Source organism: Nonomuraea pusilla, from assembly GCF_900109355.1.
In the GTDB taxonomy this organism is placed as follows: Bacteria; Actinomycetota; Actinomycetes; order Streptosporangiales; family Streptosporangiaceae; genus Nonomuraea; species Nonomuraea pusilla.
In genome coordinates this window covers 41,074-60,881 of record NZ_FOBF01000016.1, presented here as the reverse complement: position 1 = coordinate 60,881, position 19,808 = coordinate 41,074, and the positions used below count along the sequence as shown (strand labels likewise).

Genomic DNA, 19,808 nt, shown 5'->3' with positions numbered 1-19,808 from the left:
CGACACTCATACCGGCCGGTCGGTAGGCTCGCCCCATGGACTTCGCCTTCGACAGCGTCACCGAGGACCTGCGTGAGCGCCTGCTGCGCTTCATGGACGAATGCGTCTACCCCGCCGAGCCCGCCTTCGAGGAGCAGGCCGCGACCAGCGGGTGGAACATCCCGCCGCTCGTGGAGGACCTCAAGGACGAGGCCAGGCGGCGTGGCCTGTGGAACCTGTTCCTGCCGGGCGAGCACGGCGCCGGCCTGACCAACCTCCAGTACGCGCCGCTGGCGGAGATCATGGGCCGCAGCCCCGCGATCGCGCCCGCCGCCACCAACTGCGCCGCTCCCGACACCGGGAACATGGAGGTCCTCGCCATGTTCGGCAGCGAGTGGCAGCGCAAGGAGTGGCTGCGTCCGCTGCTCGACGGCGAGATCCGGTCCGCGTTCGCGATGACGGAGCCCGACGTCGCCTCCTCCGACGCCACGAACATCGCGACGTCCATCACCCGCGACGGCGACGAGTACGTCATCAACGGCCGCAAGTGGTACATCTCCGGCGCGATGAACCCGAACTGCAAGATCTTCATCGTCATGGGCAAGACCAACCCCGACGCGCCGTCGCACCGGCAGCAGAGCATGGTCCTCGTGCCGCGCGACACGCCCGGCCTGCAGGTCAAGCGGGGCATGCACGTCTTCGGCTACACCGACGCCGACCACGGCGGCCACGCCGAGGTTGTCTTCGAGGACGTCCGCGTGCCGGTGGAGAACCTCATCGGCGAGGAGGGCGGCGGCTTCGCCATCGCGCAGGCGAGGCTCGGCCCCGGCCGCATCCACCACTGCATGCGCCTGATCGGCATGGCGGAGCGGGCGCTGGAGCTGATGTGCCGCAGGGCCCTCGCCAGGACCGCGTTCGGCAAGCCCATCGCGCAGCAGGGCGTCGTCCAGGACTGGATCGCGGAGTCCCGCGTCAGGATCGAGCAGCAGCGCCTGCTCGTGCTCAAGACCGCCTGGCTCATGGACACCGTCGGCAACCGGGGCGCCCACACCGAGATCCAGGCCATCAAGATCAGTACGCCGCTGGCCGTCGAGTGGATCCTCGACAAGGCCGTCCAGGTGCACGGCGCGGGCGGCGTGTCCCAGGACTTCCCGCTGGCCGCGCTCTGGGCGGGCGCGCGGACCCTGCGCCTGGCCGACGGCCCCGACGAGGTGCACAAGCGATCGCTGGCCTACCGCGAGCTGAAGAGGTACATGTGAACGAGGCGCAGATCAGGGAGCGCGTCGCGGCGTTCCTCGCCGAGCACGACCCGCACGGCGACCGGCTGGAGTTCCTGCGCGCCAGGTACGACGCCGGCCTGGCCTGGGTGTGGTTCCCCGAAGGGCACGGCGGCCTGGGCGCGCCGAGGGAGCTGCAGCAGGTCGTCGAGCACGAGCTGTCGGCGACGCCCCAGCTCAACACCGGTGTCCAGGCGATCGGCCTCGGCATGGCCGCGCCGACCATCCTCGCGTTCGGCACGGAGGAGCAGAAGCGCCGCTTCCTGCGTCCGCTGTGGACCGGCGAGGAGATCTGGTGCCAGCTCTTCAGCGAGCCGGGCGCCGGGTCCGACCTGGCCACGCTGGGCACCAGGGCCGTCAGGGACGGCGACGAGTGGGTGGTCGACGGGCAGAAGGTCTGGACGTCGGGCGCCCACCACGCCCGGTGGGCCATCCTGGTCGCCCGCACCGACCCCGGCGTCCCCAAGCACCGGGGCCTGACGTACTTCGTGTGCGACATGCACGCGCCCGGCGTCGAGGTGCGGCCGCTGCGCCAGATCACCGGCGAGGCCGAGTTCAACGAGGTGTTCCTCACCGGCGTGCGGCTCCCCGACGACCTGCGGCTCGGCGAGGTCGGCGACGGCTGGCGGGTCGCCCAGACCACGCTCATGAACGAGCGCGTCGCCATCGGCGGCGCCCCGGTCCGCCGCGGCGGCGGCATGGTCGGAGCCGTGCTCGACGCCTGGCGCGAACATCCCGGGCTGCGCAGCCACGACCTGCACGAGCGGCTGCTGTCGCTGTGGGTGGAGGCCGAGGTGACCCGGCTGTCGGGGGCGCGGCTGCGCGAGCAGCTCGCCGCGGGCCATCCGGGGCCCGAGGGCTCCGGCATGAAGCTGTCGTTCGCCCGGCTCAACCAGGAGCTGTCGGGCTTCGACGTGGAGTTCAGGCGGGAGCTCACCTACGACGACTGGACGTTCCGCCGCTCCGAGGACGTCGACTTCTACGGCCGCGGCCCCGGCTACCGCTACCTGCGCGCCAAGGGCAACTCGATCGAGGGCGGCACGTCGGAGATCCTGCGCAACATCATCGCCGAGCGGGTGCTCGGACTCCCCTCCGAACCCCGTGTCGACAAGGACGTGCCCTGGAAGGACCTGCCGCGATGACCCTGCTGTACTCCGACGTCGAGGAGGAGCTGCGCGCGGCGGTGCGCGGGCTGCTCGCCGACCGCTGCCCGCCCGCCGCCGTGCTCGGGCGGGTGGAGTCCGAGCCGGGTCGTCGCGGGCTCCTCGACTCCGTGAACTCCGTCTACGACCTGGGCCTGTGGAAGACCCTCGCCGCCGAGATCGGCGTGGCCGGGCTGCTGGTCCCGGAGGAGCTGGGCGGCGCGGGGGCCGGCCTCGGGGAGGCCGCCGTCGTGCTGGAGGAGCTGGGCCGGGCCGTCGCGCCCGTGCCGTTCCTCACCAGCGCGGTCATGGCCACCCGGGCGCTGCTGCCCACCGGCGACCCGCTGCTCGGCGAGCTGGCCGAGGGACGCGCGACGGCGGCGCTCGCCGTCTCGTTCGCCGCCTCGCCGTACGCGCCGGGCCGCGGCGCGTCGCTGCGGCTCGACGCGGGCGGGCGGCTGTCCGGCAGCGTCGACCAGGTCGCCAGCGCGGACGTGGCCGACGTCCTGCTCGTGCCGCTCGACGGCGTCCTGTACGCGGTCGAGGCGGTGGAGGGTGCGTCGGTCGAGGCCGTGCCCTCGCTGGACCTGACCAGGCCGGTCGCCTCGGTGAGGTTCGACGGCGCCGCGGCCAGGCGGGTGGGGGAGTGCGACGTGGCGGAGGTGCTCCGCCTCGGCGCGGGCCTGCTGGCGTCCGAGCAGCTCGGCGTGGCCGAGTGGTGCCTGGAGACGACGCTCGCCTACGTGAAGGAGCGCCACCAGTTCGCCCGGCCGATCGGGTCGTTCCAGGCGATCAAGCACCGGCTGGCCGACCTCTGGCTCGACGTCGTACGGGCCAGGGCCGCCGCGCGCGGCGCCGTCGCCGACCCCTCGCCCCTGTCGGTGGCCGTGGCCCAGGCGTGGAACGCGGAGGTGGCCGTGCGCGCGGCGGAGGAGGCGCTGCAACTGCACGGCGGCATCGGGATGACCTGGGAGCATCCCGTACACCTGTATCTCAAGCGCGCCAAGGCCACGCAGATCGCGCTCGGCACGCCGGGCGACCACCGGGCCGCGCTCGCGTCACTCGCGGGGGTTCCCGGCCCCGAGTGAGGCCAGCAGCAGGTCGGCGAAGTGCCTGCCCACCTGGGCGCCGGTGAGCGGCCCTTCCGCGTGGAACCAGCTGCCCAGGTGGTGCACCGAGCCGAAGAAGAAGTCCACCACCAGCTCGGCCGGCACCTCGGCGGCGAGGACGCCCTCGCGCTGCCCCTCGGCGACCAGGTCGCGGAAGCGCTCGTGGTAGCGGCGGCGCTCGGCCCGCACGGTCTTCTGCGTCTCGGGCGCGAGCAGGTGCATCGACCTGAAGAAGATCTTGGAGTCGTCGAGGTTGGCGGTGGTCGTCTCCACGACGTCGGCGGCGGCCGCGTGCAGCCGCTCGACGACGGTGCCGGGGCCGTCGGCGATCTGCGTCAGCCGCTCCATCTGCATCCGCAGCACGCGCGCGTAGATCTCGTGCAGCAGGTCGTCCTTGGAGTCGAAGTAGTGGTACATGGCGCCCTTGGTGACGCCGGCCGCGATGACGATCTCCTGCACGGAGGTGCCCTCGAACCCGCGCTCCGCGAACAGGCGGGTCGCCGCGGCGAGCAGCCTGCGCCGGACCGGTTCCTCTTTCACATGCTCCCCCTTGGTCACGCAGCCCAGCATACCGACTGGTCGGTTGATGGTCTTGCGGGTACTAATTCCGTCACCTTAGGCTCACCTTGGTTAGGGATTGGGTATCACCTGACCGGCGAGGGATCTTCGGCGTGGCAGATCCTGTGGTTTCCTACTCATTGAGGGAGTTTGCCGTGCCCGGTGGCTCTATCTACGTGCAGCAGGACGAGAAGTTCACGGGGTCCTCTCCTCAGTGGTGGTACGAGAAGTTCTGGCGCGAGGACGCCCAGAACCGGCGCAAGTCGAGGTACGTCAAGGCCGCGGGCGGCTTCCTCGTGGGCGTCGCGCTCGCGTACCGGTTCGGACTGGCCCTGGCCCCGGCGTTCGGCCTGCTGGCCGCCGCGCTGACGGCCGCCGCCGACTGGTACCTCGCGTGGTGGTCGTTCCGCAGGACCGCCGTCTGGCGGGGCGCGCGGCGCGGCGAGGTCATCACCGGACGCCTGCTGCGCAGGTCGCTGGCGCGGCGCGGCTACCGGGTGCTCGACGGCCGGGCCATCCGCGACCAGGCCAGCATCGACCACCTGGTCATCGGCCCCACCGGCGTCTGGATCATCGACAACGAGTCGTGGAGCCCCGACACCGAGATCGGCGCGTACGGCGGGCGGCTGTTCATCGGCGAGAAGTACGGCACCAAGGTGGCCAAGCCGCTCGTCGAGACCGCCGAGGCGTTCGCCGAGCTGCTCGGCCGCGAGACCGGCGTGCCGGTGACCATCACCCCCATGCTGGCCGTGCACTGCGGCAACCTGCCCAAGGGCGGCACCGTCGCGGCCGAGGGGCTCATCCTGCTCAAGCCCCGCCTGATCGCCAGGGTCGTCAGGCAGGCCGAGCGGGTCGTGTACGACAAGGCCCAGGTCGAGCTGCTCGCCCGCGTCGCCGCCAGGGAGCTCAGGAGGGTCTGACCCCCCGGCCCGGCGCCGCCGCTAGGCGATCGCCTCGATGAACGCGGTGAGCTGCGCCACGTTCCTGCACTCGTGCATCGGGACGACCGCCGCGTAGTCGCCGGCGACCGAGTCGCCCGTGTCCCACTGGGCCCTCGGCTCCGGATTGAGCCAGTACGCGTGCCTGGCCCTGCCCGCCAGCGCCCGCAGCGTGCCGAGCGCGGGCGGCTGGTAGTTGGAGCGGGCGTCGCCGAGGATCAGCAGCGACGTCTTCGGCCCGACCGCGTCGCCGTATCGCTCGGCGAAGCGCTCCAGCGCGTGACCGTAGTTCGTGCGGCCGAACCGCACCATGTCGGCCTCGTTCGCCAGCCGCGTCATGGCCTCCACCACGTCGGCGCCCGGCTGGAAGAACCTCGTGATCTCGTCCACGGTGTCCACGAAGCCGAACGCCCGCACCCGGGTGAACTGCTCGCGCAGCGCGTACGTGAGCAGCAGCGTGAAGTGCGCGAACGACGACACCGAGTCGCTGGTGTCGCACAGGACGACCAGCTCCGGCTTGTGCGGGCGGGGCGGCCGGAAATGCGTCGTCAGGGGCACGCCGCCGCTCTGCAGCGACGCCCGCACGGTCCTGCGGAAGTCGAGCCTGCCCCGCCTGCCCTTCCTGTGCTTGATCGTCAGCCGCGCGGCCAGCCGCCTGGCCAGCGGGTACACCTCCCTGCGCAGCCTGGCCAGGTCGGCCTTCGTGACGCGCAGGAAGTCGATCTGGTCGAGCGGCGGGCGCACCGTCGAACGCGCGATGCGCTCCACCCCCGACTCCTCGGCGATGCGCCTGCGCACGTCCGCGGCCACCGCCTCCTCGAACCGCCTGATCCCCGACGTGACCCGCTGCCTGACCGTCTTCTCCGCCAGGCCGCCGCGCTCCCGCCCGGCCAGCGCCTGCCGCAGGATGCGCGCCATCAGGGTCTCCGGCGACAGCGCCCGCAGCACCCCGTACGAGAACCAGCTCTGCCGCCCCGGCGTGGCCGGCTGGCGGCCGAAACGCTCCACCATGGCCTGCGCGAACTCGCGCAGCTCCACCTCCGTGCCCTCGGCGAGCAGCTCCGCCAGCCGGTCGCGCAGCTTCTCCACGGGCGCCTCGGCCAGGTCCCCGGCCGGGTCCTCGGCCCGCCGCGCCCGCATCCCCGACGTCGAAGGCGGGAACCACAGGTCGAACAGCACGTCGAACCCCGGCCGGTACGCCGGCTTCTTCACCAGCGTGGCCGCGTACGCCGCGCGCAGCGACTCCCGCTCACGCAGGTCGATCACGGCCAGCGCCCGCGCGGCGTCCAGGCCCTCCGACACCGACACCGGCAGGCCCGCCTCGCGCAGCGCCTGCACGAACCCGACGTGCCGGTCCACCAGCGACCCGGGCTCAGGCATCGGGCAGCCCCAGCTCCTTGACCGCCCGCGCGTGGTCGGAGACGTGCTTGAGCACCACGCCCAGCGTGCCCGCCACCGTGGCCTCGTCCAGGTCCTCCCTGCCGAGGGCCAGCAGCGTGCGCGCCCAGTCCACGGTCTCCGCCACCGACGGCGCCTTCTTCAGCTCCAGGGCCCGCAGCGTGGCCACCGTCCGGGCGAGCTGCTCGGCCAGGTCCGCGCGGATCGTGGGCACCTGGCCGAGCACGATGTCGCGCTCGCGCTCCGGCGTCGGGTACCCGATGTGCAGGTAGAGGCAGCGCCGCTTGAGCGCCTCCGACAGCTCCCTGGCGGCGTTCGAGGTGAGCACCACGTACGGCCTGCGCACGGCGCTGATCGTGCCCAGCTCCGGGATCGTCACCTGGAAGTCCGACAGCAGCTCCAGCAGCAGGCCCTCGACCTCGACGTCCGCCTTGTCCATCTCGTCGATCAGCAGCACCGACGGCTCCGCCGACCTGATGGCCTTCAGCAGCGGGCGTTCCAGCAGGAACTCCTCGGTGAAGATGTCGTCGTCGGCGCTCGTGGCCTGGATGCGGAGGAGCTGCTTCTTGTAGTTCCACTCGTACAGCGCGCGGGCCTCGTCGAGGCCCTCGTAGCACTGCAGGCGTACGAGGGCGGACCCGGTGGCCTGCGCCACCGCCTTGGCGAGCTGCGTCTTGCCCACCCCGGCCGGCCCCTCGACCAGCAGCGGCTTGCCGAGCGCGGCGGCCAGGAACACCGAGGTGGAGATGGCGTCGTCGGAGAGGTAGCCCACGGCGGCGAGCCGCTGCGTCACGTCGGCGGGGGAGTCGAACATGGATGCTCCTGTCTGCAGGCCGAACTTTATTCTAGCGACCCGCTCCCCATCGATGCCGATTCGACCAAGATGCGGAGTGCCGGTATATTCCTCTCTGCAGGCGCCGCTAGCTCAGTTGGTCAGAGCAGCTGACTCTTAATCAGCGGGTCCGGGGTTCGAGTCCCTGGCGGCGCACTGGCGAGAAACCCCAGGTCAGTTCTGCTGACCTGGGGTTTTTGCATGTGGTGACGTCTCCACGGCGCCCGCGCTCAACCGTGATAGCCGAGCGCGGGCTTGCCGGGCACGTCGACCCGGGCCGCGAAGAGCGAACCGGCTGCGGGTTCCTCCGCCGGGTCCACGCCGTGCGCCGAGGTCGTGACGTAGAGGGTGCGCAGCCCCTCCCCGCCCAGGGTGCAGGCGGAGACCTGACTGACAGGCAGCTCGATCACGGCGTCCAGGTCCCCCGACGCGCGGTAGCGGCGGACGGCCGCGCCGCCCCACAGCGCCACCCAGACGTTGCCGGCGGAGTCGACGGTGAGTCCGTCCGGAAGCCCCGCCTCGACCGGTACCTGGACGAAGCGGCGCCGCTCGGCGAAACCGTTCTCCGCGTAGCCGAAGACGTCGATCCTCCTGGTGGCGCTGTCCGTGAAGTACGCCAGACGGCCGTCAGGACTGAAGTCGATGCCGTTGGAGATCGTCAGGCCACCGAGCACCGGGCCGGCCGTGCCGTCCGGATCGAGCCGGTACAGCGTGCCCGCGCCCGGCCGTGCCTCGTCGTGCATGGATCCGCAGTAGAAGCGCCCAAAGGGGTCGCAGCCGCCGTCGTTCATGCGCACGTCGGGGTCGGTCCACAGCGGTGGCAGCCTCCGCTCGACGTGCAGGTCCGCGTCGAGCAGGACGAACCGCCGCCTGGTGGCCACCACCACTCCGCCGCCGGTCCGCGGACGCAACGCCGCCGCGATGTCCCCGACATGGCGCCGGTCGACGCGGCCGGAACGTTCGTCCAGGGTGAGGATGTCCCCGGCCAGCATGTCCACCCACCGCGGCCCGGGCCAGGACGGGTGCCACACCGGGCCCTCGCCGTGATCACTGACCGGGCCGGTGAGCGCGGCGGCGGTGAAGCGCCTGACTACCACTCCGCGAAACTCCCGTCGTCCTCGTAGAGCCAGGTGTCCGCCCCGGCGCTCAGCGGGCCTGCGACCACCGCCTCGCGCACCGCCTCCTCGTCGATCTCGATGCCCAGACCGGGGCCGGTCAGGACCGGGATCCGCCCTGCGACAGGCCTCAGGACCGTCGGATCGCGGAGGAGTTCGAGGCCGAGCCCGGCTCCCGGGTCGTGGACCTCGATGACCGTCTCCTGGGTGTGGAAGTTGGGGACCGCGGCGTCCAGCTGCAGGCACGCGGCCAACGCCACCGGCCCCAAGGGGCAGTGCGGAGCGATCTGCGCGTCATGGCTTTCGGCCAGGGTGGCTATGCGGAAACACTCGGTGATGCCTCCCGCGTGTGACAGGTCCGGCTGAACGATCGCGATGCCGTGCGGCAGCACGCGCAGGAACTCCTCGCGCGAATACAGACGCTCCCCCGTCGCGATCGGGATCGAGGTCGTCGCGGTGATCCGGCCGAGTTGGTCGGAGTGCTCCGGGCGGAGCGGCTCCTCCACGAACGCGGGGTGGAACGGTTCCAGCAGCGGCAACACGTGCCGGGCCAGCGCGGTGGAGAAGCGGCCGTGCAGATCGATGGCGATGTCCACGTCGCCCCCGACCCGCGAACGGAGATCGCGGATGTCCTCCACGAACTCCTCGACGTAGCGCTGGGTCTCGGTGAAGCGGGCCTTCTTGGCGGCAGCCACCTTCACCATGGTGTAGCCGTGAGAAGCGAGCATCGCGGCGCGATCGGGATCGCCGGTGTGCTCACCCCCGCTGTTGGAGTGGGCGTAGATCCGCACGGAGTCGCGTACCGCGCCGCCGAGGAGCTCGTGGATCGGGGCGTTGAGCGACCGTCCTTTGATGTCCCAGAGCGCCTGATCGATGCCGGCGAGGGCCGACAGGATGACCGGGCCACCCCGGTAGAAACCGCCCCGTGCCAGGACCTGCCAGTGGTGCGTGATCCGGCGAGGGTCCTGGCCGACCAGGTAGCCGGCCATCTGCCGTACGGTGGCGTCGACCGGGCGGACCCAGTTCTCCAGCGTCGCCTCCCCCCAGCCCGCGACACCCGCCGAGGTGGATATCTTGACCAGCAGCCGCCGGTTGCTCAGGACGAAGGTCTCCACAGATGTGATCTTCAAAGGGCTCTCCTTGCGAAGCCGAAGGCGGCGGAATCAGTCCTCGACCGACCGGAGTTCCGGCATGGGCATCGAGTAGCGGGGCACGAACCCGATCTCCGCGAAGGCGCGATCGGTGCTGACCGGAACCGCCCGCCCGGGGAAGCCGCGCCTGCGTGGCACCTGCGGCGCGTAGCGGTCGAGCAACTCCTCCGTGGGGAAGGGGACGAGCGTGTCGCGAGCCGCCAGGTGCAGGACCGACGCGCCGGTCGCGGGAGCTTCCAGCGACAGGCGGATGGCTTCGGCGCCGTCGCGGACGTCCAGATAGGCCCAGCCGAGCCGGAGTCCTGCCTCCGGGTCCTCGGTCCATTCCGCCGACACGGCCCGCAGCACCTCCTGGTTGTTCACCAGCGGGAACCGGAGCGCGACGACCGGCATGCCCCAACGGCTGGCGACCATGGCGGCGGTCCGCTCGTCCGAGTACTTCGACAGCGAGTACCAGTCGTCGTGGGCGATGGGCGTCTGCTCGTCGAGCGGGAAGTAGGGCGGAAGGACGCCGTAATGGTTGCCGGCGATCCCCGAGGCGTGGATGCTGCTCGCGATCACCGCTCGCCGCACTCCGGCCGCGGCGGCGTGCGTGAGCACGGTGAACGTGCCGACGACATTGGTGGTGTAGACGGCGTAGGGGGTGCCGGAGTCCCAGTGCGGAAGCGCGGCCAGGTGGACGACGGCGTCCACGCCGCCGCGCAAAGCCTCGTCGACGTCGTGCTCCACCGTGACGTCGCCCGTGACGAGCCGTGCCGCACCGGCGACTCCTGATCCGAAACTCAGCGAGAACGCGACGACCCGCCAGCCGTGCGCGCTCAGATGGGCAACGGTGGCACGCCCGATGTTGCCGTCCGCACCCGTCACCAGGACGGTGCGTTCCCCGATGGTCATGATGTGACTTCCTAGCCTTTGTTGGTGAATCCGGGCCGATCTCCGGCGCGTCCTGTCCTCGGTGTCATGAGAGGTACGTGATCCGCGGCGCCCAGGTCGTCGAGTCGTAGGCCGGGTCGCCGCCCTGGTCCAGGCGGAAGGAGATCACGTCGCCGGCCGAGACCGTCAGCCGGACCGAAGGGGAGTAGCCGGTCGTGTCGTCGTGGGCGACCGCCTGCCACGCGCCGTCGCCCGGCCACATGTTGGTCTGGTTCCGCCAGATGCTGACGTTGACGCCGTCGCCGCCGCGGGTGTCGAGCTTGGCCACCCCGCCGGTCACCAGCACCGTCCCGCTGCGCGGGGCCGTCCAGTTCACCAGCACCTGGTCGCCGTCCGGTGACAGTTCGAGGGCGTTGTCGCCCAGCCACACCACGTCGTACGTGGCCGTCCCGTGCCACCGGTTGTCCGCGGTGCTCCATTTCATCGGCGTGAATCCGACGCCCGCGATCCAGGTCTGGTAGGACCACGGGCCGGACCCGTCCTGGGAGCCGATCAGGTAGCCGTGGGAGGCGTCGAAGAGGTCGTCGTTCCAGGCGGCGTCGGGAGTGACGCGGACGGGTCCGGCCGGGAGGGTGACGGACGCGCAGGGGTTCTCGATGGTGACGCTTGAGACATAGGCGTTGATGTTCAGGTGCGGGTCGCTGAAGTCGCAGACCGGCCGCCCCCCGATGGCGACGTTGTCCAGGGTCACGTTCGAGATGCCGTTACGGCGGCTGAAGCCCTCCATGCGGATCTCGTTGGAGCCGCTGGATCCCGAGGTGACGTTCCGGAACGTGACGCCGTGGATCGTTCCCGGCCAGGTCTGGTTCCCGAGCTGGGAGCCGAACCACACGCTGTTTCTGACGGTCAGGTCGATGAGGCGCTTGGCCTGGTTGACCCGGATGTCGCTGAAGGTGATGTCGCGCATGTCGGTGCCGTTCAGCATCAGCACGGTCATGGCGGCGCGGTCGGTGAGGGCGTCCGGATGGCCGGCGTCGTCGAAGCTGTACAGGACGTCGATGTCGTCGAACGTGATGGCCGAGTAGCTCGCCGCCAGGGTCTCCTCACCCACGACCATGGCGTTGTTCGCGTCGCTCCACAACTGGGCGTTCCGATAGGTGATGTTGTGGATCGCCGGGCTGTCGGCGGGATTCGCGAGCGGGTCGTAGCCGTTGGGCGTGAAACCCTTGATGGAGACCGTGTCGTCGGCGCAGCGGACGAACACCCCGTCGAAGGTGACGTCATGGCTGCTGACGATGTCGAAAGCGTCGGTGCTGGCGTACGCGGGGCTCACCACGTGGTAGTTGGTGACCCTGACGTCGCTGGACCGGCTGATGAACCCGGTCCAGCTCGCCACGGACCGGTTGGCGATGACGCCGTCGATGGTCACGTCGCTGGACTTGCTGACCGCCAGAGTGACATCGTCGTCGTCCCGGCCCGAGGGGGTGTGCCGGTAGTCGGTCATCAGCACCCCATGTCCCATGATCCTCGCGCCCGTCGCGTTCTGGACGCGGACGCGGGCGTTGAGGACGGCTCCGGGAGCCAGGTAGAGCGTCTGACCGCTCCCGATGATGATCGGGGAGCCGGTCCGTGCGTGGTATCCCGGCGGGAAGAAGACGACGCCGGGGTCTGTCGGTGAAGGGACGTCGCTCTCGGGGGCCTGAGCGAACAGGTGGAGGACTCTTCCCTGGTAGTCGCCGTCCAGGACGAGGCTGAGGTTCGCCGGTCCGGCCAGGGTGAAGGTGATCGTCCGGCCTGTGGCGGTCGCCCTGACCGGTGGCGAGGCGGGAAGCAGCGAGAAGCCGGAGAAACCGAAGCCGACCGTGATCGCGACGGTGACGGGGCCGCGCGAGAAGTCGAAGGTGGAGAACGACACGTGGTTTCCCCACGAGTTGACGCCGGCGTCGTAGACGCCCGCGCCGACCCCGTTCGCCGTGACCGTGAAGTCGCCGCTGGCCCGCGCGCCGGCCGGCACGGGATAGGCCGTCACGGTGGCGGTGTCGGTGGCGGTTTCGGTGGCGGTGGCGGCGTTCGCCGTGTTCCCGACACCTGCGAGGAGGAGCAGACAGGCCATGAGGACTGTCACCGTTCTGGAGATCGCGGATCCGACTGATCGGGTCATCACTGCCTGACCACCTTCTTTGACGTGGTGTGCGTGCTCGGACTCGCCCGCTATCCCTTGAGCGCGCCGCTGAGGCTGGCGCCGCGCAGAAGCTGGCGGTGGAACACGAGGAAGACGAGGAGCGGGATGACGAGCGCGATGAACATGGCGGCCATCTGGACGCTCAGCTCGGCGTTCTCGGCGACCCGCGGCAACGCCACGGAGATCGGCTGCATGTCCGGCTCCTGCAGGGCGAGGCTCGGCCACAGGTAGTCCTTCCAGGCGGCCATCATCACGAGGACCGCCTCCACGACGACCATCGGCTTCGCCAGCGGAAGGACGACGTGCCACAGCGTGCGGAGCGGTCCCGCCCCGTCGACTGACGCGGCTTCGAGGATCTCCCGCGGGAAGTCGTCCATGAAGCGCTTCATGATCAGGACGTTGAAGGCGTTGGCGCCTGCGGGCAGCCACACCGACCAGTAGCTGCTGACCAGGCTGGTGTGCAGCAGGGGCAGATCCGAGATGGTCATGAACAGCGGGACCATCGCCACCGCGACCGGGATGAAGAGCGTCGCCAGTACCGCGCCGTAGACGATCGGCCCCCACGCGGGGCGCAGGATCGCGAGCGCGTAGGCGAGGGTGACGGTGACGACCAGGCTCACCGCGATCTCGCCGATGGTCATCACCGCTGAGTTCAGGATGTACCGGCTGACATCGACCTGGTGCCAGGCCGTGGACAGGTTGTCCCAACGGGTCCCGGAGGGGAACCACCCGTACGGGTGCCGGATGGTGTCCTGCGTGGTGGAGATCGACGCCTTGAACAGCCAGACGAACGGCCCCAGGCTGGCGAGGAGGAGCGACGCCAGGATCAGGACGCGGGAGGTGCCCAGGGTGAGGCGTACCGAGGCGCGGTGCAGGTCGTTGGGCGAGATGATCGATCGGCTCTGTGCCGTCGGCTCAGGCTGACTCGTCCTCATGACCGGGACCACCTTCTGGTCGCGGCGAGGTAGAGGGCCGCCACCAGCGTCAGCACGGCCATGAGCATCGCCGACAGCGCCGCGGCCGCCCCGAAGTTCCCGTACACGAACGCGTAGTTGTAGATCAGCATCAGCACCGTGGTGGTGGAGTTCGCGGGTCCTCCGCCGGTCAGCAGGAAGGGCTCGGTGAACACCTGCAGGGTTCCGATGAGTTGCAGGAGAAGGAGGACGAGGATGAATCCGCGCATCTGCGGCAGGGTCACGTGCCAGATGCGCTTCCAGATGCCGCACCCGTCGATCTCGGCGGCCTCGTAGAGCTCTCCGCCCACCCGGCTCAGGGCCCCGAGGTAGACGACCGTGGTGGATCCGGCGGTGGCCCAGATGACCTCCATCACCACCGCGGGCATGGCCAGGGAGGTGGAGTTCAGCCACGAGTACGGGCCGAGGCCCACCTGACGCAGGAGCGCGTTGAGCGCGCCCTCCGGCGACGGATCGTAGAACACCCGCCACAGCAGGATCGCCACCACCGGCGGGATGACGGCCGGCAGGTACGCCAGCACGCTGAAGGTCGATCGCCAGCCGCGCTGCTCCGAGATGAAGACGGCCAGCGCGATCGGGATCGGGAAGCCGAGGACCAGGCCGAGGAGCGCGAACCACAGGGTGTTGCGTACGGCCTGTGGAAGTGCGGGGTCGTGCAGGACGTAGGCGAAGTTCCGAAGGCCGACCCACGAACCGCCACCGATCAGGTTCGTCTCCTGGAAGGCCATGATGCCCGAGCGGATCATCGGCCACCACGAGAACAGTCCGAAGACGGCCAGACCGGGTAAGGCGAGCACGATGGCGGTCGTCCAGCCGTGCCACCGGCGGCGCCGGGCAGGCGCCCGCCGCACCGCCGCCGCAGGTTCGCCCGTCGCGGTGGCCTGGAGCGCGTCGGTGAGCATCCCTACCTTCTCTCTGAGATCTTCATTGCCTCGCCCCGGTCTCGCCGGCAGGTCTCGTGCGCCGGCACGGCCCGGCCCGCGAGACGGCGGCCGCTAGTGACCGAGCCGCCCGTCGACGTTCTGCTCGGCGGTGCGCAGGAGCGCGTCGATGTCCGCGTCCTTGTTCGTCAGGACGGCCTGCAGGACCACGTCCAGCTGCCCGTAGAGGTACTGGGCGTTGCCGCGAGGTTCCGGGACGATGCTCTGCTTGTCCGCCACCGCCGTGTATCCCGCGAAGTTCGCCACCGGCACGTTGGCGAGGGGCTTGATCCACTCCTGGTACTGCTGGTACTTGGCCTGGCTCAGGGGGGTGAGCGCGGGCAGGCCGACGAGTGCTCCGTCCTTGGTCGCGGCCTGGGCGGCGGCCACGGCGGCGGCCTGGCTGGAGTACTGGTTGAAGCGGTTGAACTTGATCCACTTCAGGCCGGCCACGATCTCCGCCTCGCTCGCGCGGGGGTTGAAGACCTGGACGATGCCACCGGACAGGGAGACGCTCGTGCCCGTCTGCTGGGGCAGGGCGGCGAACCCGTAGTCGTCGGGGTCCATCTTGTAGTTCTGCACGATCGCCGGGTAGTCCTGAGGCAGATTCAGGATCATGCCGATCTTGCCCGCCGCGAAGTCCTGGAGCGCGGGTTTGGCACTGTAGTTGAAGTTGGAGCCCATGCTCGTGTCGGTCCATCGCATCGTCTTGACGAGGTTCAGGTAGGCCTTGAGCTCCGGGATGGCGAGGGTGGCCTTGGTCCCGGCGGCGTCCTCCAGCCTGCCGCCGAAGCTGTAGGTGGCCGCGGTCGTCATCCAGCCGCCGAAGTGGTCCTGGTCGTAGGTCGCGTAGCCGGCCTGATGGGTGGCCTTGGCGATGGCGGCGGCGTAGGTCCGGACCTGCTCCCAGGTGGCCGGGGGCCGGTCGGGGTCGAGCCCCGCCTGCTTGAACAGCGCCCGGTTGTACGCCAGGCCCACGGAGTAGACGTCGGTCGGGACGCCGTAGGTGGCGCCGCCGCTCTGCGCGACGCTCAGCACCGACTGGTTGAGCTCGCCGTCCAGGCCGGTCGCCTTCAGGGCGGCGGTGATGTCCGCGACCTGGTGGTTCTTGATCAGCGATGCCGGCTCGGTGAACGGCACGCCCATCACCGTCGGCATCTGGCCGCCGGCCAGGAGGGCCTGGAAGGTCTGGGCGTTCCAGGAGGTCTCCTTGGAGACGACCTTGATGTTCGGATTGGCTGCCTGAAACTGCTGGATGGAGGTGTCCAGCGCCTTCTGCAATTCGGGCTGGCTGCTGGGCGGCCGGTCGCCCACCGTGACAGTGATCACGCCGTTCTTGTCTGAGCCCTGAGATTCGGCGGCTGACGAGCACCCGGTGACAACCAAGGCGATCGCCGCCACGCCGGCCATGACCACGTTTCTCTGCACAGCAATCCCCTTGGGGTGGGCCGACGATGTCGGGGGCTTGAGGAACCCGGGTTGCGCAACCGGTTGCTCAGAGATGTTGCCTTGACGTTTCACGAGTGTCAATAGCCAGTTCAGCCCGCCCTTATCTGGGATTCCAGGAAGATGACGGTTTGGGCAACCGGTTGTGCACATGGGGTCGGCCGCGGCCTTGCCGTCCGCTCGGGATGCCGGGCCGCGCGACCGTTCGTCAGACCCGGTCGGACTCGGGCGTGCCCGTCGAGTGGCCGACCACGAGCCGGCACGGCAGCTCGTGCACGCCGCCGGACAGCGCCGTGTCCGCGATCAGTCCGAGAAGGTGCGACGCCACCGCTTCGCCGAGCGCGCCCAGCATGGGGTCGATCGAGGTGAAGTACGGTTCGTCGCCGATGTACTGCTCCCACAGGTCATGCCCGACGATCGCGAGGTCGTCGGGGATCCGGGCTCCCCGTGCCGTCAGCACCTCGGTCAGGCCCATGGCGATGAAGTCGTTGCCGCAGACGACGGCGTCCAGGGAGCCCAGACGGCCCACGATCTCCTCGGCGGCCGTCCGTCCCCACTTCCTGGTCCAGCCGCCGTGCATCACAGGACGCGCCCAGTCGAGACCCGCCGCGCGGAGCGCCTCCTGCGCCCCCTCGACCCGGCGGCCCATCGCGTCGGACCTCGCCGGGCCGGCGACGCACGCGATCCGACGCCTGCCGATCGACAGCAGGTGCTCCACGGCCAGCCGGCCGGCCATCCGGTCGTCCGGAATGAACGCCGGATCCTCCGCGTGGTCGCTGACGCCGAAGGCGTAGACCGCCGGAGGATCCATCAGATGCGAGATCGACGGCAGGACGCGGTCGTTGCCGTCTCCGACGACGATCAGGCCGTCGATCTGCCGTGCGTGCAGCTTCCTGATATTCTCCGGCCGGGCGCCGACGTCGTCCTCCTCGGCGCCGTAGACGACGACGGCGACGTCCTCCTTCGCGAGCCGGCCCGCGATGCCGAGGATGACCGGCATCGAGAAGGTGCCCGTCGCCTTCTGCGCGAGCACCGCGACCGTGTGGCTGCGACCGGTGGCGAAGAACTGGGCCAGCGCGTTCGGGCGGAACTCCAGCCGCCGCGCGGCGTCCATCACCCTCTTACGGGTCTCCGTCGACACGCGGCCGGTGCCGTTGAGCACGCGCGAGACAGTCGAGACCGAGACCCCTGAGATCGCGGCGATGTCACGGAGCGTCGCGGCACTGCGGACCTTCACTCGGTCATTCCTCCCAGACGGCGACCGACTCGTGGGGCGAGTCGGGACGCGACGTGGCAGCAGTGTAATCGCCGCCGTCCGGCGAGGGAGGAATCGCGTTCTCCAGACGCGTCAACGGGTGGCGTCAATAGGTGGCGCGGCCCCCGCTGATGTCGTACACCGCGCCGGTGGAGAAGCTGACCTTATCGGAGGCGAGCCAGGCGATCAGCTCGGCGACCTCTTCCGGATGCCCGATCCTCCGCATCGGGATGAGGCTCGTGATGTGGGCGAGCGCCTCGGGAGCGGTGGCCGCGTTCATCGGGGTCTCGATCACCGCCGGGGCGATGACGTTGGCCAGCACTCCGCTGGTGGCCAGCTCCTTGCCGAGGGACTTGGTCAGCGCGATGACGGCGGCCTTCGAGGCGGAGTAGGCCGCCATGTTCGGGTTCCCGTCCTTGCCGGCCATGCTGGCGATGTTGACGATGCGTCCCCAGCCCCGATCCCGCATGCCCGGCGCGAAGGCGCGGCAGGTGTTGAAGGTGCCGTGGACGTTGACCTCGAAGGTGCGTCGCCAGCCGTCAGGCGGCACCTCCCACAGCGGTGCGTTGGGTCCGACGATGCCGGCGGAGTTGACGAGGATGTCGATCGGCCCCACCTGGTCGGCGGCCGCCTGCACCGCGGCGGCGTCGGTGACGTCGACGACGAGATCGGCTCCTTCCGTGATGTCGAGCGTTATGACCGAAACGCCCTCGCTCTGCAAGCGGTCGGCCGTGGCCTTGCCCAGGCCGCTGACGCCTCCGGTGATCAGTGCGGTGCGAGATGTCGTCATGGCGTTGACTCCAAGGTCGGGTTCGACGGTTCAGTGGGATTCGCGCGGCACGCCGTCGCCGCTCGAACCGATGAGGAAGTCCAGGTCGGCGCCGGTGTCGGCCTGCCGTACCGTCTCGACGTAGAGACGCTGCCAGCCGCGGTCGGGCCGGGCGAAGGCCCGCACCGCGGCCGCCGCCGGCTCGCGCGCGGCCAGCTCCGACGCCGGGACGTCGACGTCGAGCCGGCGGGCGGCCACGTCGAGGACGATCATGTCGCCGGTGCGCACCCGCGCCAGCGGGCCTCCCGCCGCGGCCTCGGGCGCGACATGCAGCACGACCGTGCCATAGGCGGTGCCGCTCATCCGGCCGTCGCAGACGCGGACCATGTCCCGCACGCCCTCGGCCAGCAGCTTCGAGGGCAGAGGAAGGTTGGCCACCTCGGGCATGCCGGGGTAGCCCTTGGGCCCGCAGCCGCGCAGGATCAGCACCGAGTCCGCGGTGACGTCCAGGTCCGGATCGTCGATCCTGGCGTGCAGGTCCTCGACGGAGTCGAAGACGACCGCGGGGCCGCGGTGGCGCAGCAGGTGCGGCGAGGCCGCGGCCGGCTTGACGACGGCGCCGTCGGGGGCGAGGTTGCCGTGAAGGACGGCGATTCCCGCGTCCTCCCGCAGGGGTTCGCGGAAGGTGCGGATGACGTCGGGGTCGTGGATGCGGGCTTCGCCGACGTGGTCGAGCAGCGGCCGTCCGGTGACCGTCAGCGCGGCGGGGTCGAGCAGGTGGCGGACCTCGCGCAGCACGGCGTGCAGGCCGCCGGCCCGGTACAGGTCGTCCATCAGGAAGCGGCCCGCCGGTTGCAGGTCGACGAGCAGCGGCACCCCCGAGCCGGTGCGGTCGAAGTCGTCGAGGGTGAGGTCCACGCCGAGGCGACCGGCGATGGCCAGCAGGTGCACCACGGCGTTGGTGGAGCCGCCGAGCGCGGCGAGGGCCACGATGGCGTTGAGGAACGAGGCGCGGGTCATGACGGCGTCGGGCCGGCGGTCGGTCGCGACCAGCTCGACGGCGAGGGAGCCCGTGACGTGCGCGGCCTCCAGCAGGCGGCTGTCGGAGGCCGGAGTGCCGGCGACACCTGGCAGGGTCATGCCCAGGACTTCGGCGAGCAGCCCCATGGTGGAGGCGGTGCCCATCGTGTTGCAGTGGCCCTTGCTGCGAATCATCGACGACTCCGACTGGAGGAACTCCGCCTGACTCAGCGTGCCGGCGCGGACGTCCTCGCTCAGCCGCCACACGTCGGTGCCGCAGCCCAGGGGCGCTCCTCGGAACGTCCCGGTGAGCATCGGCCCGCCGGGGACCACCACCGCCGGCAGGTTCACCGAGGCGGCGGCCATCAGCAGAGCGGGGATCGTCTTGTCGCAGCCGCCGAGCAGCACCACGCCGTCGATCGGGTTGGCGCGCAGCATCTCCTCGATGGTCATCGCGGCGAGGTTCCGCCACAGCATGGCCGTCGGCCGCACCTGCGTCTCGCCGAGGGAGACCGTGGGCAGGTCGAGCGGGATCCCGCCCGCCTCGTACACGCCGTTCGCCACGCTCCGCCCCACCTCGTCGAGGTGGGCGTTGCAGGGGGTCAGATCGGAGGCGGTGTTGGCGATCGCGATGTGCGGACGTCCGTCGAAGGCGTGCGGAGGCAGTCCGCGCCGCATCCACGCCCGGTGGATGTAGGCATTCCGGTCCGTACCCCTGTACCACTGCGCACTACGGGGAGTAACCAACTGAGATCATCTTCCAATAATCGGAATCTGAATCTGTTATTCAGAATGTGGTGGCACATTAGCCCCATGCGTGCCGGAATGGGAAGGGAGGAGACGCCTGCTTCCGATTCCCGGAACGATGGT

General features: G+C 70.3%; 17 protein-coding genes and 1 tRNA gene. 5 read left to right on the top strand and 13 right to left on the bottom strand.

Annotated elements, in window-relative coordinates; all coding sequences use genetic code 11:
- Positions 1–35: 35 nt before the first annotated feature.
- The 3 genes from BMX74_RS28805 to BMX74_RS28795 are packed head-to-tail and all read left to right on the top strand — an operon-like array spanning position 36 to position 3,486.
- A complete protein-coding gene (locus BMX74_RS28805) occupies positions 36–1,238 on the top strand; it encodes an acyl-CoA dehydrogenase family protein (protein ID WP_055509712.1) in 1,203 nt (400 codons plus the stop codon).
- On the top strand, positions 1,235–2,398 hold the full coding sequence (locus BMX74_RS28800) for an acyl-CoA dehydrogenase family protein (protein ID WP_091103850.1): 1,164 nt from the start codon (positions 1,235–1,237) through the stop codon (positions 2,396–2,398). Before BMX74_RS28805 ends, BMX74_RS28800 begins: the two co-directional genes overlap by 4 nt.
- Complete coding sequence (locus tag BMX74_RS28795) at positions 2,395–3,486, top strand: acyl-CoA dehydrogenase family protein (RefSeq protein WP_091103848.1); 1,092 nt, start codon at positions 2,395–2,397, stop codon at positions 3,484–3,486. The genes BMX74_RS28800 and BMX74_RS28795 overlap by 4 nt, the downstream gene beginning before the upstream one ends.
- Here the strand turns inward: BMX74_RS28795 and BMX74_RS28790 are convergent.
- On the bottom strand, positions 3,457–4,077 hold the full coding sequence (locus tag BMX74_RS28790; protein ID WP_055509718.1) for a TetR/AcrR family transcriptional regulator: 621 nt from the start codon (positions 4,075–4,077) through the stop codon (positions 3,457–3,459). The genes BMX74_RS28795 and BMX74_RS28790 overlap by 30 nt on opposite strands.
- 143 nt (positions 4,078–4,220) lie before the next feature.
- Between BMX74_RS28790 and BMX74_RS28785 the strand changes: the two genes are divergently transcribed.
- Positions 4,221–4,985 carry a nuclease-related domain-containing protein gene (locus tag BMX74_RS28785; protein ID WP_055509720.1) on the top strand — a complete coding sequence of 255 codons (765 nt, stop codon included), beginning with the start codon at positions 4,221–4,223 and terminating at the stop codon, positions 4,983–4,985.
- A gap of 21 nt (positions 4,986–5,006) precedes the next feature.
- On the opposite strand, the gene BMX74_RS28780 is transcribed toward BMX74_RS28785, so the two are convergent.
- Together BMX74_RS28780 and BMX74_RS28775 are read right to left on the bottom strand one after the other, a co-directional pair.
- Complete coding sequence (locus BMX74_RS28780; protein ID WP_055509722.1) at positions 5,007–6,383, bottom strand: vWA domain-containing protein; 1,377 nt, start codon at positions 6,381–6,383, stop codon at positions 5,007–5,009.
- Positions 6,376–7,215, bottom strand: coding sequence for an AAA family ATPase (locus BMX74_RS28775; RefSeq protein ID WP_055509724.1), 840 nt, complete (start codon positions 7,213–7,215; stop codon positions 6,376–6,378). Before BMX74_RS28775 ends, BMX74_RS28780 begins: the two co-directional genes overlap by 8 nt.
- A 100-nt stretch (positions 7,216–7,315) precedes the next feature.
- Here BMX74_RS28775 and BMX74_RS28770 point away from each other — a divergent pair.
- A tRNA-Lys gene (locus BMX74_RS28770) sits at positions 7,316–7,389 on the top strand.
- Between the two features lie 74 nt (positions 7,390–7,463).
- On the opposite strand, the gene BMX74_RS28765 is transcribed toward BMX74_RS28770, so the two are convergent.
- The 10 genes from BMX74_RS28765 to BMX74_RS28720 all read right to left on the bottom strand — a co-directional run bounded on the left by BMX74_RS28765 (position 7,464) and on the right by BMX74_RS28720 (position 19,685).
- Positions 7,464–8,330 (bottom strand): SMP-30/gluconolactonase/LRE family protein, encoded by an 867-nt coding sequence (locus BMX74_RS28765; protein ID WP_091103846.1) that lies wholly within the window; start codon positions 8,328–8,330, stop codon positions 7,464–7,466.
- Positions 8,324–9,478, bottom strand: coding sequence for a galactonate dehydratase (gene dgoD / locus BMX74_RS28760; RefSeq protein ID WP_055509728.1), 1,155 nt, complete (start codon positions 9,476–9,478; stop codon positions 8,324–8,326). Before dgoD ends, BMX74_RS28765 begins: the two co-directional genes overlap by 7 nt.
- Positions 9,479–9,511: 33 nt before the next feature.
- Complete coding sequence (locus BMX74_RS28755; protein WP_091103845.1) at positions 9,512–10,393, bottom strand: NAD-dependent epimerase/dehydratase family protein; 882 nt, start codon at positions 10,391–10,393, stop codon at positions 9,512–9,514.
- A gap of 64 nt (positions 10,394–10,457) precedes the next feature.
- On the bottom strand, positions 10,458–12,485 hold the full coding sequence (locus BMX74_RS28750) for a glycosyl hydrolase family 28 protein (RefSeq protein WP_091103842.1): 2,028 nt from the start codon (positions 12,483–12,485) through the stop codon (positions 10,458–10,460).
- A 98-nt stretch (positions 12,486–12,583) separates the two neighbouring features.
- Positions 12,584–13,489 (bottom strand): carbohydrate ABC transporter permease, encoded by a 906-nt coding sequence (locus tag BMX74_RS28745; RefSeq protein WP_055509734.1) that lies wholly within the window; start codon positions 13,487–13,489, stop codon positions 12,584–12,586.
- Positions 13,486–14,430 (bottom strand): carbohydrate ABC transporter permease, encoded by a 945-nt coding sequence (locus tag BMX74_RS28740; protein ID WP_091103840.1) that lies wholly within the window; start codon positions 14,428–14,430, stop codon positions 13,486–13,488. The genes BMX74_RS28745 and BMX74_RS28740 overlap by 4 nt, the downstream gene beginning before the upstream one ends.
- Positions 14,431–14,523: 93 nt before the next feature.
- Entirely contained in the window at positions 14,524–15,777 is a 1,254-nt protein-coding gene (locus tag BMX74_RS28735; protein WP_143078797.1) for an ABC transporter substrate-binding protein, read from the bottom strand.
- A gap of 325 nt (positions 15,778–16,102) precedes the next feature.
- A complete protein-coding gene (locus BMX74_RS28730) occupies positions 16,103–17,131 on the bottom strand; it encodes a LacI family DNA-binding transcriptional regulator (RefSeq protein ID WP_055509740.1) in 1,029 nt (342 codons plus the stop codon).
- Positions 17,132–17,255: 124 nt separating this feature from the next.
- On the bottom strand, positions 17,256–17,939 hold the full coding sequence (locus tag BMX74_RS28725) for an SDR family NAD(P)-dependent oxidoreductase (RefSeq protein WP_091103837.1): 684 nt from the start codon (positions 17,937–17,939) through the stop codon (positions 17,256–17,258).
- 30 nt (positions 17,940–17,969) lie between these two features.
- Positions 17,970–19,685: an IlvD/Edd family dehydratase gene (locus BMX74_RS28720; RefSeq protein WP_091103835.1), complete on the bottom strand. Its 1,716-nt coding sequence runs from the start codon at positions 19,683–19,685 to the stop codon at positions 17,970–17,972.
- Between the last annotated feature and the right edge of the window lie 123 nt (positions 19,686–19,808).

Excerpts from the sequence above, each read along its gene's own strand:
- BMX74_RS28805 (WP_055509712.1), top strand. The coding sequence starts at position 36 with ATGGACTTCGCCTTCGACAGCGTCACCGAGGACCTGCGTGAGCGCCTG.
- BMX74_RS28795 (WP_091103848.1), top strand. The coding sequence starts at position 2,395 with ATGACCCTGCTGTACTCCGACGTCGAGGAGGAGCTGCGCGCGGCGGTG.
- BMX74_RS28790 (WP_055509718.1), bottom strand. The coding sequence starts at position 4,077 with ATGCTGGGCTGCGTGACCAAGGGGGAGCATGTGAAAGAGGAACCGGTC.
- BMX74_RS28780 (WP_055509722.1), bottom strand. The coding sequence starts at position 6,383 with ATGCCTGAGCCCGGGTCGCTGGTGGACCGGCACGTCGGGTTCGTGCAG.
- BMX74_RS28775 (WP_055509724.1), bottom strand. The coding sequence starts at position 7,215 with ATGTTCGACTCCCCCGCCGACGTGACGCAGCGGCTCGCCGCCGTGGGC.
- BMX74_RS28755 (WP_091103845.1), bottom strand. The coding sequence starts at position 10,393 with ATGACCATCGGGGAACGCACCGTCCTGGTGACGGGTGCGGACGGCAAC.
- BMX74_RS28750 (WP_091103842.1), bottom strand. The coding sequence starts at position 12,485 with ATGGCCTGTCTGCTCCTCCTCGCAGGTGTCGGGAACACGGCGAACGCC.
- BMX74_RS28745 (WP_055509734.1), bottom strand. The coding sequence starts at position 13,489 with ATGAGGACGAGTCAGCCTGAGCCGACGGCACAGAGCCGATCGATCATC.
- BMX74_RS28740 (WP_091103840.1), bottom strand. The coding sequence starts at position 14,430 with ATGCTCACCGACGCGCTCCAGGCCACCGCGACGGGCGAACCTGCGGCG.
- BMX74_RS28725 (WP_091103837.1), bottom strand. The coding sequence starts at position 17,939 with ATGACGACATCTCGCACCGCACTGATCACCGGAGGCGTCAGCGGCCTG.